This is a genomic window from Candidatus Pantoea formicae (assembly GCF_011752625.1).
Taxonomy (GTDB): Bacteria; Pseudomonadota; Gammaproteobacteria; order Enterobacterales; family Enterobacteriaceae; genus Pantoea; species Pantoea formicae.
In genome coordinates this window covers 14,797-27,628 of record NZ_VWXD01000022.1, presented here as the reverse complement: position 1 = coordinate 27,628, position 12,832 = coordinate 14,797, and the positions used below count along the sequence as shown (strand labels likewise).

Sequence of the window (12,832 nt, the reverse complement as noted above, 5' to 3'; positions counted from 1 at the left end):
TGCTGGCAGGGTCCAGCAGTCCCTGACGATGCAGATTCCGCCAGTTGAAGAGCAGGTTATCGTTGATGCCATGCTCACGTGCAATTTGCGCCACACAGGCGCCCGGCTGCAGGGTTAAATCCGCCATACGGATTTTGAACTCCAGTGGCCAGTCCGGACGGCGTTTTTTAACCGGCAGATTTGTCTCAAGATTGAAAGCGTAGAGCTCTTCTTACAGACGCTCAGCCGTGTATTCCTCCGGCAGTGGCCAGTTAATGCCGGTGCGGCGAAAACGCGTAAACATTTTATGTGTAGCGGAAGTACTGATGTTGAGTTGCTCTGCGATTTCACGGTAAGTCAGGGCGTCGTTAAACCGCAGGCTGAGTGCAGTGAAAATCCAGGGTCTTCTGGTGTAAGGCGTGTTTCTGTCCACGGTAGTGTCCATGTTCGCGAAAGTGTCCATGGTAGGAAACGCGGAAAAAAATAAAAGACGGTCTGGATAAGACGCTTACTTATGTGCAAGCTAATCCATATACTTTTTGGGGTACTTAAATCGGGAACAGGTTTCAGCTCTCGCGTTGCAGTGAAGGAGGCTATTAATCAGTGACTGAGAAAAGCTGACAGATATGCGTCAGATTAGATCCGATCAACTTCAGTTGGCAGACAGGCTGTAGTGTGCCAGAGGCAGACGTTTCCAGCATCTCCTATTACTCATCGGTGGAAAGTAAATCTCACCGCATAATTATTCAGATACGCCGTAATCCTCGTGCCCGTTATTCAGGATTTTGGCCGGAAAAAGGTACCGGAAACGCTTCGTTAGCGCCAGAATCGCGCTGAGGCGTCCTGGGGAGGGGTTCGAAAGCACTTTAATGTTAAATTCTGTGGCTACTTCAGTATGAATATTACCACCTCCCACAGCAGCCAGATGCCCAGTACAAATTGTATCGTTCGGACAATCCATCTTGGATAGCGCCATGTATGTCGTTCGCGTTCATCAGCTTCTGCGATGACCGGGTCGGCATTCTGTTTTCTTTTTTTCGGCCTGAGATCCATCCATATGGACGCTATCGCGGCTAATGCGGCGAAAATTTTCAGTGTTACATGATCTGCCATATATTAACCACTCGTTAATTAAAGAAAAAACCAGTCCACTACTGCGAGCACGCCGACTATCAGTGCCAAGAAAGCTGCTCCTGTTGAAAATTCGTGTTCTCTGGCCTGCTCTTCATTACGGATGTCATGAAAATGTGCCAGCGCGCAATGTGTATTCGCGGCTTTTAGCTCTTCAGACTGCTTTGTGTATCCCCAGTCACGGAGACAGGCGGCACCTTCTGTGTCATTCCTCTCCAGCGCGTTGACATGATCGCCCTTTTTAAAAAAACAGTACTCTGGCATGGTTTCCTCCTGAAACAGTGTTGCTTTCAGGTTTAACATAGCCGAACCTGGTCGGTATCGTAAAGATATGCCAGGCGTTAACGAGTAAGGTATCGCCACTCAGCTGTCAGTGCGAGCTTGCCTGACTGTGTTCGAAGGAGCAGGTGTGCTTTGGTGGGGGTACGATGAATTCCTGATGGGGCGCGACTCATCAACCAGTTCACAACAGGGATGTTATGTCTAATGTGATAAACATCCTTATCGCCAGGATTTTGACCTCCACAGATCGCTCAAATCGGACATTCGCCGGTTTACGGTCCGCTTTGTGCCAAAAGCAGAAGTTGTATAAGAATTGTTATGATTGATATGATCGTCCGACTTGATTACTAGAGGATAAGCAGAATGCTTCTAGAGAAGCTCAGATGGCTTGAGTGCAGCCTTCACGGCGACAGGCGAAACGATCGGGAGTGGCTTGAACTGATTCTTCATCCTGAATTCCAGGAAATCACCCGGTCAGGTGTTATGGTTGACCGTTCAGATACCATTACGTCTTTGTTGAGCGAGAACACTGCATCTCATATTCTCAGTAGCGATTTTCGACTCACCGAAATGGGGTGCGGCTGCGCCATACTTCATTACCGCACGTTTAACATTGATGGCAGCTGTCCCGCATTGCGTTCCTCGAGCTGGCTGTGTTCGGATGAAGGCCAGTGGACACTGGTGTTTCACCAGGGAACGCCAGAAATGGGCAAAGCGTAGTGAGTTGAAGAATTAATCAGGAGTGCGCAGCCATCCAATCATTTCGAGTAATGTGGAACATGAGGCTGGGTGGCAATCCTTCAAAGTCTGCTACCTTTTTTAAAAAATTAAGCCCCGATTTTTCCAATACCTTCCGCGATGCAAAGTGGTCTTCTCTGACTACACCCACAATTTCCTCCAGCCCGATCTCATTAAATCCGAAGCGTAACGCCCTTCTGGAAAGCTCTGTTGCATAACCTTTACCCCATGCATCAGGTTCGAATCGGTATCCCAGATTGTTCGTGTTTCTTCCATCGAACTGGCTGCAAAATACGCCACCGAATCCTATCACCCGATTAGGATTGGATTTTTCAAAAATAGTCCAATCACCAAAACCATGCTTTTCATATATGCTTAATGTTCTTTCCAGCATCTGTTGCGAAGATTCAATATTTTTATGGGGTCCGCGTGGGTTGAACCTATGTGTTTCAGGATTCCCATAAATTCTGAATAAATCGTTCAGATCTTCACGCGTGGTATAACGGAATAATAAACGTTCAGACTCCCAAACCATCGAATAATCTCCCTATCACTTTGTAAGTATCGAACTTATAACAGACAAACCTAATCCAGGAAAAAACTAAGTGCAATAGTCTGTCATAGTTCACAGCTTCTCACTGAAATATAGGGGGACCAATATCGCGCTCCGATATATAGCAATTTCAGTGTTCTCTACAACAATGTTCAACTTCTGCTAATCGCTCATATCGGACGATCAATAAACCCTGTTATATACATGCCTTTTGGTTGAGAAACATGTTGTAGGTTAAGAGGGTATCTTTTTTCATTCCTGCAGTGATGCCGCCGTGACCGGCGACATCAGAGGATCTGCAGCTGCACTCCGGGCAGCGCTATTTTCCCTCCCCCTCCAACAAAATGGCATCGATGGCCATCTCCAGATGCCACCAGTTAAATCCCTCGTTTGCATCATGATGGTCTTCGGCATACTCCATGGCCGCCGCAATCTCATCCGGCGTCAATGCCGGGTTAATGCTGAGGAAGTCCTCTGCCAACCAGAAAGTGCCGCAGCACAGATCATCATTTGCCAAGGCATCCAGCCGCGCCCTGAATTCACGTGCGGTCATTGCTCTCATTACCTGTCCGGCGGGTTGTCCCGCCGCCTCCTGTTTTCTGATCATCAGGCGTGGTCTGTTTCAACCCGTTCGGCAAGGAAGGTGTCGGCACAGTGGCGCAGGAAATACCAGATGAGACTCGTATCCGCATCGAGCGAGGCGTCGGCCAGCGCGATTGTGGCCAGCACATCGTCGGGCGTCAGCTCCGGTGCCACGTCTTCGAAATCATCAGCTACCCACAGGTGCACCACGCAGGGTGTATCGGGTTCAAAGCGCAGCAGCTGTTGGGCCAGCTGCCCAGTGGTGAGAGGTTGATTCATGGTTACTCCGGTCTGCAGGTTGCACGGCATCAGCGCCGTGACGTCACGGCAGCCGGGCTATGGCGCAGGACGCAGGGTCGAAGGACGAAGCCGCACGCGCCGCCTGAGCGGACTGAATGTCCCGCGAACGGCGGGGAACGGGTGAGTCATGAGGCGAAGCCTGCCTTGCGGACGAAGCGGTCCGGCTAAGGTGAAGTCACGGCGCAGCCCGACAGGCGGAGGGTGGTTGCATGCATTTCAGTCTAGGGATAAACGACTGTGTGGGGTCAGGAGGGGCGCGTGAATCTTCATCAAGGTCTGGTTAGTGCCATTAACTGCCAGCCAAACTATTCAGAGATCGTCAGGTATACCCGCCGTCCATTAGTCCAAACTCGTGGGCGGCACGCATCATGCAATCAAACTCAGGGATTTATTCAGAGCGCCTGCAGGTAACGGTGACGTTCTCCAGCCCATCGGCATGGATGCGCATCTCATCGCACAGGTAAGGTTTAATGACTGCGATAATGATCTTAGCTTTCAAAATGATGCTTTTACGGTTCAAACCGCGTTTAATATTTAATGTGTAATCATTCCATTTTAATAGGGGACCAATAAAAAAGCCCCGAAAGGGGCTTAAAATTTCAAGATTTATCAAAAGTAGAAGCTGTTATTCCAAACGTAATTTCTGAAAATGTAGCTTACCGTAAAGAGAATGGCCACTGTCCACACAATTACGCTAATCGCTAATCCACCAAAACCAATTTCTTCGGCACCGCTTGCCAAATGGGCAAAAGGAATTGATTTATGTCTGTAAATTTCCCAGATAAAGAAAGTTGCTGCAAGGGCTCCACAGATCCAAATGGGTGTGGTTGGCCCCAACTTTCCAGTCAGAACAATTACTGCTTGACCAATTTTAGGTCCCAGCAGCAGCATAAGCCCTGAGTAAACTGCAAACATAATTGCCGTTAAAATAATGTACTTAACGAGAGCCTGCCCAACCGTAGGAGGAGGATTACCTCCTTTAGTTAAGCAGTTTTTCTCAATGACATGACATGCTGCACACAGATTGATTACCCATGCCGAAATGGGAATTACAAACCAAAAAAGTAGGATCATTTTTACGCCTCATAGGAAGATTAAAATTCATATTCGCTCATGAATTAGGCGCACTGTTATTGCAAGCTTCATTATTCTAGCTCCATTGTATGTCATTGACATGCAGCATTAAATAATATTATTAGACCAAATTCCATACTAATCTCAACTTTTTTTTCAGCAGAGAAAGGCTTCCCATCAAGCAGTTTTATTGATGTAGAGAAATTCGCACCGAAACTATAGACAGTTTCCATGTAAAAGTTTTCATAAAACTTAGCAGGCTCACCAATGATTAAGGAAAATGCCTAGGAAGCAATGTGCCAACGATGTGCTGACTTGGCGAAGATTAGAGATTAGTCTTTTCCGACATCCTTACTTCACCAACTTTTTTCCCATCGATGGATGGCATAGCCGAACAAACGGATGCTTAGTGCCAAAAGCGGAAGTAACTAACTACAGTCTGTGTGAAACAACGGGGGCTCTGTTCAGCAAATATTTAGAGTGAATTGCATCAAGCATTTAACTAGCAACATCCCTACAGCATGAATCCCCACCATACCCCGGCTAGTGACTTGATTAACATGCTGAATTGAGACTCAGGAAACAACGTTACGTATAAATTTTGTTTTTACCGCTGCATTTCCTTCATACCAATAATACTGAGCACTACTGAAAATTTTAAAGTCACCCGCTTCAATTATTTCAGTACCATTTTCAAGCCCAAGCATTAGGCAACCTTCAAAAACATAGATCATCTCGTGCCAGCCTGTTGGGTCAGGGTTTGCTGTGTAACGCTCGCCCGGTTCAAGGACCCACAGCCACAAAGAGGTATTTTTTTTAGCTGGTACATTCCCTAACATCATTGCGAAGCTGTTTTCTTTTTCTCCTTTCCAGGCAAGCGTCTCTAAGCGCTCCGGACTGCACCCTGGAGCAGACACAAGCTGGTAAAAACTAACGCCTAATCCGTCAGCAACTTTATCAAGACTTGACAGACTGATATTACTTTCACCAGTTTCGATATGGATGATCATTCTACGGCTTAAACCTGAAGCTTCAGCCAGTTGTGCCTGGCTCAGTTCTGCCGCGAGGCGAAAACTGCGTACGTTATCTGCAACGTGCTTCAGGACGTTTTCACGCTCAGGTTTAAAGTGCAATATATTGCTCATTGGTGATAGTATGCCCGCCAATAAAATTGTGCATTATATTTCACCACACTTAGCGACTTAAATCATATGGAAAACTCGAATCCCCCTTCTAAATCACCATCAAAGCACTACGGGTTGAACAGACAGGAACTGGCACTGGTGTGCGTAACCATGGTCTGGGGCGGCACATTCCTGACAGTTCACACTGCAATGCTTTATGCTCCCCCCTTTTTCTTCGTCAGTTTCCGGTTCTTTCTTGCGAGCCTATTTACCGCCATGGTTTTCTGGCGTTGCATGTCAAGAATGACATTTAAAGAGATTCAGGCCGGTAGTTTAATTGGTGTGGCTATCTTCCTGGGGTACGGTCTCCAGACATGGGGCCTTCAGTCTATACCTAGCAGCCAATCCGGCTTTATCACCGCTCTTTATGTACCCATGGTTCCGCTTCTCCAGTGGGTAGTGTTGCGTAGACCGCCTCATATCATGAGCTGGGCGGGTATTGTTCTGGCATTTAGCGGACTCGTTCTGCTTTCCGGCCCTGGGGCTGGAAGCATCTCACTTAATAAAGGTGAAATAGCTACTCTTCTCGGTGCACTGGCTATCGCATCCGAAATAATTCTTATAAGTCGTTTCGCCTCAACTGTTGATACCCGAAGAGTCACAGTTGTTCAGTTATTCGTTGCTGGCGCTCTGTCACTCATGACGATGCCTTTAAATGGGGAGAGTTTTCCTGAGTTTTCCTGGTACTGGCTTATCTGTGGGGTCGGACTGGCGGCGGCAAGTGCCCTTATACAACTCGCGATGAACTGGGCACAGAAATCGGTTTCACCAACCAAGGCAACCATAATTTATGCCGGTGAACCTGTCTGGGCTGGAGTAATAGGTTGGCTTGCCGGAGAATTAATGCCCGCTCTGGCTTTTGCAGGTGCGCTGCTAATCGTGGCCGGGGTTATTACAAGCGAAATAAGACCTACGTTTTTAGAGAAAAAAGAAGCCAGTTAAAACCAGTGCGAGAGACATCTCTGATGCTCTTAACACAGGGATGTCTGTTATTCGCTCATAGCTGCCTTAGAGATTGCCGATGGTTCCTGAGTGCTAAAACGGAAATTGTTGACATCAAGACATAATAATTTTTAAGGAAAAGATCAGCCCCCACACATTAAAACTGGTAGTGAGCAGGTAGCTGCTGCACGGTAAAACCAAGAGAGTTGTTTCCAGGGGTAATTAAGTTTTTTTTTTTATGCAGTTGGACAATTGCTATAAAAATTATGGTTATGCTTTTTAGCACTGGAAGATACCAGTATTTAAAAGGAGTAACAGCATGAAAAAATTATCATTAGCTTTACTGGCCGCCAGCCTTCTTGTGGTATTCAGTTCACAGGCAGAAGCAAAGGGGTGCGTGAAAGGTGCGGTTGTTGGGGGGGTAGCAGGTCATGTCGCTCATCATGGTGTTGCAGGAGCAGCGGCAGGATGCGCAGTAGGCCATCATGTGGCCAATAAAAAACAAAAAGAAGATAAATCCACACAGCAAAGCCAGAAATAACCAAAAACAGTATTAAACCGAACTGCTGCGCGTAAATTCACACAACGCTGTCAGCCATGTCTACTAACACTGATTATCAACTTTCTTTTGATATAAGGGGACGCCGTTCCCCGGATAACACAACGATTCTTTGCGATAGATTTCCAGTCGATCTATGAAGTGTTCACTTAACTTTTCTGACTGCTGGCGCCCGGCCTCTGCCGGGGTCACCGGCAGATTCAGGTGCTCTCCGGACGAGGCTCAATCCACGTCGGTTGCACTTTTCACGGGACCGGGCTGCAGGGTTATGTGACATGATGAACCCTCCCTGAAAAGTTTACCGCCTATGCTGAATAGCAGGAGGTGCTTATGTGTGGACGTTTTGCGCAATATAACAGCAGAAATGATTTTTTCGAAGCTCTGGGCATTGGCCCGGAAGAGTTAACCTACGACGCAGAGCCCATCGGCCGTTATAACGTGTCTCCGGGCACGAAGGTCCTGTTACTTAATGAGCGCGACGGCGATCTGAAGTTTGACCCCGTGTACTGGGGATATAGTCCGGAGTGGTGGGATAAGCCTCCGCTCATCAACGCCCGCAGCGAAACAGCTGCGACAGGGCGCATGTTTAAGCCTTTGTGGGAGCACGGCCGCGCTATTGTGCCGGCATCAGGCTGGTTTGAGTGGAAAAAAGACGCCGACCAAAAACAGCCCTATTTTATTTATCAAAGGGACAAAGAACCGTTGTTCTTTTTGGCCATCGGGAAGCCGCCTTTTGAACGGGAACACGGGCAGGAGGGTTTTGTCATCGTCACCGCTCCCAGCAATCAGGGCATGGTGGACATACACGATCGCCGCCCTCTTGTCCTCAGGGCGGACGCGGTCCGGGAATGGCTCAGTCAGGACACTTCACCGGCGCGCGCTGCTGAAATTGCTCATGACAGCGCGCTGCCTGAAACCGACTTTACCTGGCATCCGGTAGCGACAAAAGTCGGCAACGTTCACAATCAGGGACCTGACATAATCCGGTGCATTAATGGCAGCTGACAGGCGCCGGTACGGGCTACAGTTTATTTACCCCTGGTGAATAAGGAGAAGATAATCCCGTACCGGCAACGGTTAATTTAGCACAGCGGCGCCCTGTCGCCATCGCCCGGTGCGGCATCGTCTGATTCGGCCCGCGTCCAGATGGCCTGACGGTTGAGCCAGAACCCGGATGAGTGAAACACGATGCCCAGCTGCTCCGCCAGCGTCTGCGTCACCGGCAGTCGCCCCGCCAGAAAAGCCCAGGCGATATCACTGTCCAGACCGCTGCGGTCACACAGCTGCGTCACGGAGATATCATGCTCAGTCAGCAGATAAGCGAGAAAGCGTGCGGGAGAGGTATGGCCGTCCATAGATTACCCCGGGAGGTTATGAAGAGGTTTCGTCCAGATTAATGCGCTCCGTCCGGTCTGCACAACGGGTCCGGAAAAAAATACCTGCCGTTAACTGCCAGCCCGCAACGCTCGCCGCAGTCACGGCTGAGGCGTACCGCAGCAGCGCGAGGAACGAACAGCCGTGGCGAGGAAGCGTCACGTCACCGATGCCCGCAAAGACTGCTTACGCTCCGGTGCCGGGATCAGGAAAGAAAGATAATGGAGCCCGCCCGCGGAAAGCCAGGCTGCTGATGTACAGCCCGGAAACGCTTCCGTACGTTGCCCGGGCCCGGTATCAGCATAGATGCCCGAAGAGTATGCGGCGGAAAATATTTTTTCCCCGCTCTCAGCCACATAAATCTGTTTCCGGGCGTAACTGCCGGACTGCCTCTTGCCAGATAAATGCCACTCAATAATACTGTGCATATAAACAGTATTATCACGGGAGGATTTTATGCACGAATTACATACAGCACTCACCCTTACTCCCGCAACGGCTGCCGGGGGTTTCCAGTGAAACCGGCAGCGTACACCCCCGGCCTGATGCTGCTCTGGCCCCCCATCTTTACGCCGCGCGTACGGGTCCCGCTGTTCGCTGACCCGTGTGCCGCCGGATTCCCCTCCCCTGCACAGGACTACGTCGAGTCTGAACTTGACCTGAACGAACTCTGCATACGCCGGCGCGCCTCAACCTTCTTTGTGCGCGCCAGCGGCAGCAGCATGGAAGGACTGGGGTTGTATGACGGCGACGTGATGGTGGTTGACCGGGCCGAAGAGGCATCGCACGGCGATGTCGTGATTGCGGAGGTCAACAGGGAATTCACGGTTAAACGCCTGCAGCTGCATCCCCGCCTTGCCCTGCTGCCCATGAATCCGGCCTACTCCATCATTTACCCGGAAGAGCTGCAGCTGCTCGGCGTGGTCACCTGGTTCTTCAACAGCACGCGGGCGCGCCGGAGGTAACCATGCCCATGTTCGGACTGGCCGACGTGAATTCCTTTTACGCCAGCTGCGAGGCGCTGTTTCGCCCGGACCTGCGCGGTAAACGCATTCGCTTCAGTATCACCCGCCATCCTCCTACACCGGATACACCGCTGTTACGGCGCCGTGCGGATTCCAGGGTAATCTACGGGCCGGTATGGCTGAAGTTTATCCGGGCCAGACAGAATCTGCTTCAGGAAGACCTGCTCACTCCGATACATTTTTTGACTGACCACGCCGTAAGTGATGTGGCGTATTCAGAATGTGGTGGCCTGTACAGGACACCAGGAAAAAAACACTGATATTTCGGCGGATACCGAATCATCAGCTTTTAACGGACGCTACGCTATCCGAATCGTCACTTACAGGAATGACACATGATAGCCGTACTGTTTGAAGCAGAAGCATTTCCCGAAGCACAGCAAAGGTATTTCCAGCTCGCGGCTGACTTAAAGCCGTTATTAGCCGATGTTCGCGGATTTATTTCCATTGAGCGATTTGAGAGCCTCACAACAAAAGGAAAATATCTTTCCCTTTCCTGGTGGGAAGACGAAGACGCCATTGCCGTCTGGAAGCAGAACCTGATGCATCAGGTTGCTCAGCAGGAAGGGAAAGATTCCGTCTTTTCATTTTTCAGAATACGTGTGGCGCGTGTATTCCGTGATTACTCATTTGAAAAAGGACAATATCAGAATGTATGACATCTATGTCGTTCTGAAAAATACGCCAGGGGCTCTGGCTTCGCTCGGGAACACCCTCGGTAAAAATGGCGTTGGTCTTGAGGGCGGCGGTGTTTTTACCACGCCGGATGCCGGTCATGCGCATTTTCTTGTCGGGGATGGCGAAAAGGCTCGCATAGTGCTCACTGATGCGGGCTATGACGTCAGAGACGTCCGCCGCCCGCTCATCCGCAGGCTACCTCAGGAGCGCCCCGGTGAGCTGGGTGAAATTACCGGTGCCATTGCCCGTTGTGGTATCAATATCCTGGTACAATACAGCGACCACAGTAACCAGCTGATTCTGCTTACGGATGACAATGTCCGGGCAGCGGAAGTCACAAAAAAATGGGCAGTCTCTCCGGAATGAGTCCTGATAAAGCAGCGCAGAGCGGGTTTTCTGAGTCCGGCCCTGAAAAATCCATGTCCATCGTTGCTGCGGCAATCTCAGACCCCTCCCGAGTCAGTATTCTCTGCGCCTTAATGGACGGACGGGCCTGGACTGCAACCGAACTCAGCGCAGTCGCCGGTATTGCCGCATCTACGGCCAGCGGACACCTTTCACGCCTTCTCAGCAGCGGACTGGTTATCTGTCTCACGCAGGGCAGGCACCGCTATTACAGTCTGGCAGGCCTGCACGTTGCCGGATTACTGGAAAATCTGATGGGCGTATCCATGCATGCGCCCTCCCGGTTCAGATCTAAAACCCCGTCACGCCTCCGTTATGCCCGTACCTGCTTTGATCACCTGGCCGGTGAGATGGCAGTCAAAATGTACGATTTCATGATGACGGAAGGATGGCTTTCAGCGGATGGTTTATCTCTTACCACGCCGGGGAAAACGCAGTTTCAGGCCCTGGGGGCCGTGGTCGATCCGCACCCAAGGCGCCGTTCCTGCTGTCCCTGTCTTGACTGGAGCGAAAGGCGCTTTCATCTGGGCGGAGACGCCGGCCATGCACTAATGACATTGTTGCTTCAGAAAGGCTGGATCCTGCGCACGCCGGGTTACCGCGAGGTGAGCGTGACTGCTGAGGGTAAAACGGCCCTGTGGCGCATTTTTGGCATAGCTGTGGAGTGAACCGGCTTAATCGGTGGTTGAGGGGATAAAATGGAATTTAATGAAAATCAGCGGGGCCGGCTGATGAATACAGGGGACGTGCGGCGTATGGCTGACATGGCTTCGCGTTACGTCAGAAAAATATTCAGAAGGCTGAAGAAAAATATCGCGATCCGGTTTCTTTCCCTGAATGGATGAGTCATGGATCTCAGAAGAGATCAGACCGCTTTCAGGGCGGAGAGAAGCTGCGCAGTTCCGGATTCAGGAGGATGCGTGCGATAGACCAGCCCCAGCTCACGCCATACCGCAGGCCTGAGACTGCGCCGGATGAGGTGAGGTACCTTTATCTCACTGGCATCCCCTTCGCAGGGCGAAAGGGTCGCACCGTAACCTGGTCAATAGGGCTGCAGGTGCCGCCGTACGTAATCTGGATCTGATGCTGCAGGTTTAACTCAGTGAATACAGGCACAGCGTTTGCCGGCAGGCAAAATGCTCATTCAAGTTTCTTTAAACAGGAGGAAAGTGTCATGAGGGAGTGGTTCAGTCAGAGCCAGTCTGAAGTCCGGCTCGAATGGGGTATTTCTGCCGTTGATTATCTTGCCGCAGAGGCAGACTGCGTCATCGTGGTTGATGTCATGTCATTTTCAACCTGAGTCAGTCTGGCGGTTGACAACGGCGCGCGAATATATCCTTTTCCCTGGAAAGATCACTCCGCACTGGAATATGCGGTCACTAAAGGGATATCTACCGCTAGTTCTGACAGAAGGTTCATCGGGAAAGGTTACAGCCTTTCCCCGAAATCACTGCAACATATCAGGCGGGGTGAAAGCCTCTTACTGCCCTCACCCAATGGCTCATCCGTGTCATTCCGGGCAAGAGATGCGGGCAGTGCCGTCTTCAGTGGTTGTTTCAGAAATATGACAGCAACTGCAACAGCCTGCAGGCAATACGACCGTATTCCGGTTATTCCCTGTGGGGAAAGATGGCCTGACGGAAGCCTGCGCCCGGCGGTTGAGGATTACGTCGCGGCGGGGGCAATTATCTCAGCAACTGGCCGGGAAAGTTGTTCACCTGAAGCGCAGGCGGCGGTGGCTGCCTGGTCGTTTCACCAGAAAACAGACCTCAGCTTACTTTATGAGTGTTCATCGGCGAGAGAACTCAGGATACGGGGATTTGCTGAGGATGTGACTTTATGTCTTGAACCGGATGTCGCCAGCTCGGCATGCCAGCTTTACGGTGATTTTTACTCCACTGCTGATATGGCTGGGCAGTCATTGAAGGAACAGTAAGACTCGGTGTATCACTGAATTATTGCTGTCATATCACCCATTTCACAAAGTGAATTTACGGCGCGTTATGGCACCTCTGACGTGATGAAC

The 12,832-nt window shown here is 50.4% G+C and carries 18 protein-coding genes and 1 pseudogene; 10 read left to right on the top strand and 9 right to left on the bottom strand.

Translation table 11 applies throughout. The features are described from left to right. From F3J38_RS28430 to F3J38_RS27350, 3 genes are all read right to left on the bottom strand, one after another. Positions 1–178 (bottom strand): transposase (locus F3J38_RS28430; protein WP_369411060.1); only part of this gene is annotated, 178 nt, incomplete at its 3' end. A 33-nt stretch (positions 179–211) separates the two neighbouring features. Beyond that, positions 212–412, bottom strand: coding sequence for a sigma factor-like helix-turn-helix DNA-binding protein (locus tag F3J38_RS27355; RefSeq protein WP_167144422.1), 201 nt, complete (start codon positions 410–412; stop codon positions 212–214). 698 nt (positions 413–1,110) lie between these two features. Then, positions 1,111–1,413, bottom strand: a complete 303-nt coding sequence (locus F3J38_RS27350; RefSeq protein WP_240156087.1) for a hypothetical protein — start codon at positions 1,411–1,413, stop codon at positions 1,111–1,113. A gap of 462 nt (positions 1,414–1,875) precedes the next feature. On the opposite strand from F3J38_RS27350, the gene F3J38_RS27345 reads away from it, so the two are divergent. Beyond that, positions 1,876–2,112: a hypothetical protein gene (locus F3J38_RS27345; RefSeq protein WP_369411058.1), complete on the top strand. Its 237-nt coding sequence runs from the start codon at positions 1,876–1,878 to the stop codon at positions 2,110–2,112. Between the two features lie 16 nt (positions 2,113–2,128). On the opposite strand, the gene F3J38_RS27340 is transcribed toward F3J38_RS27345, so the two are convergent. The 5 genes from F3J38_RS27340 to F3J38_RS27320 all read right to left on the bottom strand — a co-directional run bounded on the left by F3J38_RS27340 (position 2,129) and on the right by F3J38_RS27320 (position 5,784). Continuing rightward, a complete protein-coding gene (locus F3J38_RS27340) occupies positions 2,129–2,665 on the bottom strand; it encodes a GNAT family N-acetyltransferase (RefSeq protein ID WP_167144418.1) in 537 nt (178 codons plus the stop codon). Positions 2,666–3,002: 337 nt separating this feature from the next. Beyond that, positions 3,003–3,245: a hypothetical protein gene (locus tag F3J38_RS27335; RefSeq protein WP_240156086.1), complete on the bottom strand. Its 243-nt coding sequence runs from the start codon at positions 3,243–3,245 to the stop codon at positions 3,003–3,005. 44 nt (positions 3,246–3,289) lie between these two features. Next, positions 3,290–3,544, bottom strand: coding sequence for a hypothetical protein (locus tag F3J38_RS27330; RefSeq protein WP_167144416.1), 255 nt, complete (start codon positions 3,542–3,544; stop codon positions 3,290–3,292). Positions 3,545–4,174: 630 nt separating this feature from the next. Continuing rightward, positions 4,175–4,639 (bottom strand): hypothetical protein, encoded by a 465-nt coding sequence (locus F3J38_RS27325; RefSeq protein ID WP_167144414.1) that lies wholly within the window; start codon positions 4,637–4,639, stop codon positions 4,175–4,177. A gap of 575 nt (positions 4,640–5,214) precedes the next feature. Beyond that, positions 5,215–5,784: a helix-turn-helix domain-containing protein gene (locus tag F3J38_RS27320; RefSeq protein ID WP_167144412.1), complete on the bottom strand. Its 570-nt coding sequence runs from the start codon at positions 5,782–5,784 to the stop codon at positions 5,215–5,217. A 66-nt stretch (positions 5,785–5,850) separates the two neighbouring features. Here F3J38_RS27320 and F3J38_RS27315 point away from each other — a divergent pair, with 66 nt between their 5' ends. The 3 genes from F3J38_RS27315 (at position 5,851) to F3J38_RS27305 (ending at position 8,329) form a co-directional block, all read left to right on the top strand. Next, positions 5,851–6,765 (top strand): DMT family transporter, encoded by a 915-nt coding sequence (locus tag F3J38_RS27315; RefSeq protein WP_167144410.1) that lies wholly within the window; start codon positions 5,851–5,853, stop codon positions 6,763–6,765. Positions 6,766–7,084: 319 nt separating this feature from the next. Beyond that, on the top strand, positions 7,085–7,306 hold the full coding sequence (locus F3J38_RS27310; protein ID WP_100700155.1) for a hypothetical protein: 222 nt from the start codon (positions 7,085–7,087) through the stop codon (positions 7,304–7,306). Between the two features lie 348 nt (positions 7,307–7,654). Next, complete coding sequence (locus F3J38_RS27305) at positions 7,655–8,329, top strand: SOS response-associated peptidase family protein (RefSeq protein ID WP_167144408.1); 675 nt, start codon at positions 7,655–7,657, stop codon at positions 8,327–8,329. 77 nt (positions 8,330–8,406) lie between these two features. Here F3J38_RS27305 and F3J38_RS27300 read toward each other — a convergent pair whose 3' ends face one another. After that, positions 8,407–8,679 (bottom strand): XRE family transcriptional regulator, encoded by a 273-nt coding sequence (locus F3J38_RS27300; protein WP_167144406.1) that lies wholly within the window; start codon positions 8,677–8,679, stop codon positions 8,407–8,409. A gap of 564 nt (positions 8,680–9,243) precedes the next feature. Between F3J38_RS27300 and umuD the strand changes: the two genes are divergently transcribed. The 6 genes and pseudogenes from umuD (at position 9,244) to F3J38_RS27270 (ending at position 12,742) form a co-directional block, all read left to right on the top strand. Then, positions 9,244–9,663: a translesion error-prone DNA polymerase V autoproteolytic subunit gene (gene umuD, locus F3J38_RS27295; RefSeq protein WP_167144429.1), complete on the top strand. Its 420-nt coding sequence runs from the start codon at positions 9,244–9,246 to the stop codon at positions 9,661–9,663. A gap of 2 nt (positions 9,664–9,665) precedes the next feature. Beyond that, positions 9,666–9,983 carry a hypothetical protein gene (locus tag F3J38_RS28025; protein ID WP_205298436.1) on the top strand — a complete coding sequence of 106 codons (318 nt, stop codon included), beginning with the start codon at positions 9,666–9,668 and terminating at the stop codon, positions 9,981–9,983. Positions 9,984–10,058: 75 nt separating this feature from the next. After that, complete coding sequence (locus tag F3J38_RS27285; RefSeq protein ID WP_167144404.1) at positions 10,059–10,382, top strand: antibiotic biosynthesis monooxygenase family protein; 324 nt, start codon at positions 10,059–10,061, stop codon at positions 10,380–10,382. Further along, positions 10,375–10,767: an amino acid-binding protein gene (locus F3J38_RS27280; protein WP_167144402.1), complete on the top strand. Its 393-nt coding sequence runs from the start codon at positions 10,375–10,377 to the stop codon at positions 10,765–10,767. The genes F3J38_RS27285 and F3J38_RS27280 overlap by 8 nt, the downstream gene beginning before the upstream one ends. Next, a complete protein-coding gene (locus F3J38_RS27275) occupies positions 10,764–11,474 on the top strand; it encodes an ArsR/SmtB family transcription factor (RefSeq protein WP_240156088.1) in 711 nt (236 codons plus the stop codon). The genes F3J38_RS27280 and F3J38_RS27275 overlap by 4 nt, the downstream gene beginning before the upstream one ends. Positions 11,475–11,980: 506 nt before the next feature. Beyond that, positions 11,981–12,742 (top strand): annotated as a pseudogene (locus tag F3J38_RS27270) (2-phosphosulfolactate phosphatase). Positions 12,743–12,832 lie beyond the last annotated feature (90 nt).

Excerpts from the sequence above, each read along its gene's own strand:
- F3J38_RS27350 (WP_240156087.1), bottom strand. The coding sequence starts at position 1,413 with ATGTTAAACCTGAAAGCAACACTGTTTCAGGAGGAAACCATGCCAGAG.
- F3J38_RS27345 (WP_369411058.1), top strand. The coding sequence starts at position 1,876 with ATGGTTGACCGTTCAGATACCATTACGTCTTTGTTGAGCGAGAACACT.
- F3J38_RS27340 (WP_167144418.1), bottom strand. The coding sequence starts at position 2,665 with ATGGTTTGGGAGTCTGAACGTTTATTATTCCGTTATACCACGCGTGAA.
- F3J38_RS27335 (WP_240156086.1), bottom strand. The coding sequence starts at position 3,245 with ATGAGAGCAATGACCGCACGTGAATTCAGGGCGCGGCTGGATGCCTTG.
- F3J38_RS27330 (WP_167144416.1), bottom strand. The coding sequence starts at position 3,544 with ATGAATCAACCTCTCACCACTGGGCAGCTGGCCCAACAGCTGCTGCGC.
- F3J38_RS27325 (WP_167144414.1), bottom strand. The coding sequence starts at position 4,639 with ATGATCCTACTTTTTTGGTTTGTAATTCCCATTTCGGCATGGGTAATC.
- F3J38_RS27320 (WP_167144412.1), bottom strand. The coding sequence starts at position 5,784 with ATGAGCAATATATTGCACTTTAAACCTGAGCGTGAAAACGTCCTGAAG.
- F3J38_RS27315 (WP_167144410.1), top strand. The coding sequence starts at position 5,851 with ATGGAAAACTCGAATCCCCCTTCTAAATCACCATCAAAGCACTACGGG.
- F3J38_RS27310 (WP_100700155.1), top strand. The coding sequence starts at position 7,085 with ATGAAAAAATTATCATTAGCTTTACTGGCCGCCAGCCTTCTTGTGGTA.
- F3J38_RS27305 (WP_167144408.1), top strand. The coding sequence starts at position 7,655 with ATGTGTGGACGTTTTGCGCAATATAACAGCAGAAATGATTTTTTCGAA.
- F3J38_RS27300 (WP_167144406.1), bottom strand. The coding sequence starts at position 8,679 with ATGGACGGCCATACCTCTCCCGCACGCTTTCTCGCTTATCTGCTGACT.
- umuD (WP_167144429.1), top strand. The coding sequence starts at position 9,244 with ATGCTGCTCTGGCCCCCCATCTTTACGCCGCGCGTACGGGTCCCGCTG.
- F3J38_RS28025 (WP_205298436.1), top strand. The coding sequence starts at position 9,666 with ATGCCCATGTTCGGACTGGCCGACGTGAATTCCTTTTACGCCAGCTGC.
- F3J38_RS27285 (WP_167144404.1), top strand. The coding sequence starts at position 10,059 with ATGATAGCCGTACTGTTTGAAGCAGAAGCATTTCCCGAAGCACAGCAA.
- F3J38_RS27280 (WP_167144402.1), top strand. The coding sequence starts at position 10,375 with ATGTATGACATCTATGTCGTTCTGAAAAATACGCCAGGGGCTCTGGCT.
- F3J38_RS27275 (WP_240156088.1), top strand. The coding sequence starts at position 10,764 with ATGAGTCCTGATAAAGCAGCGCAGAGCGGGTTTTCTGAGTCCGGCCCT.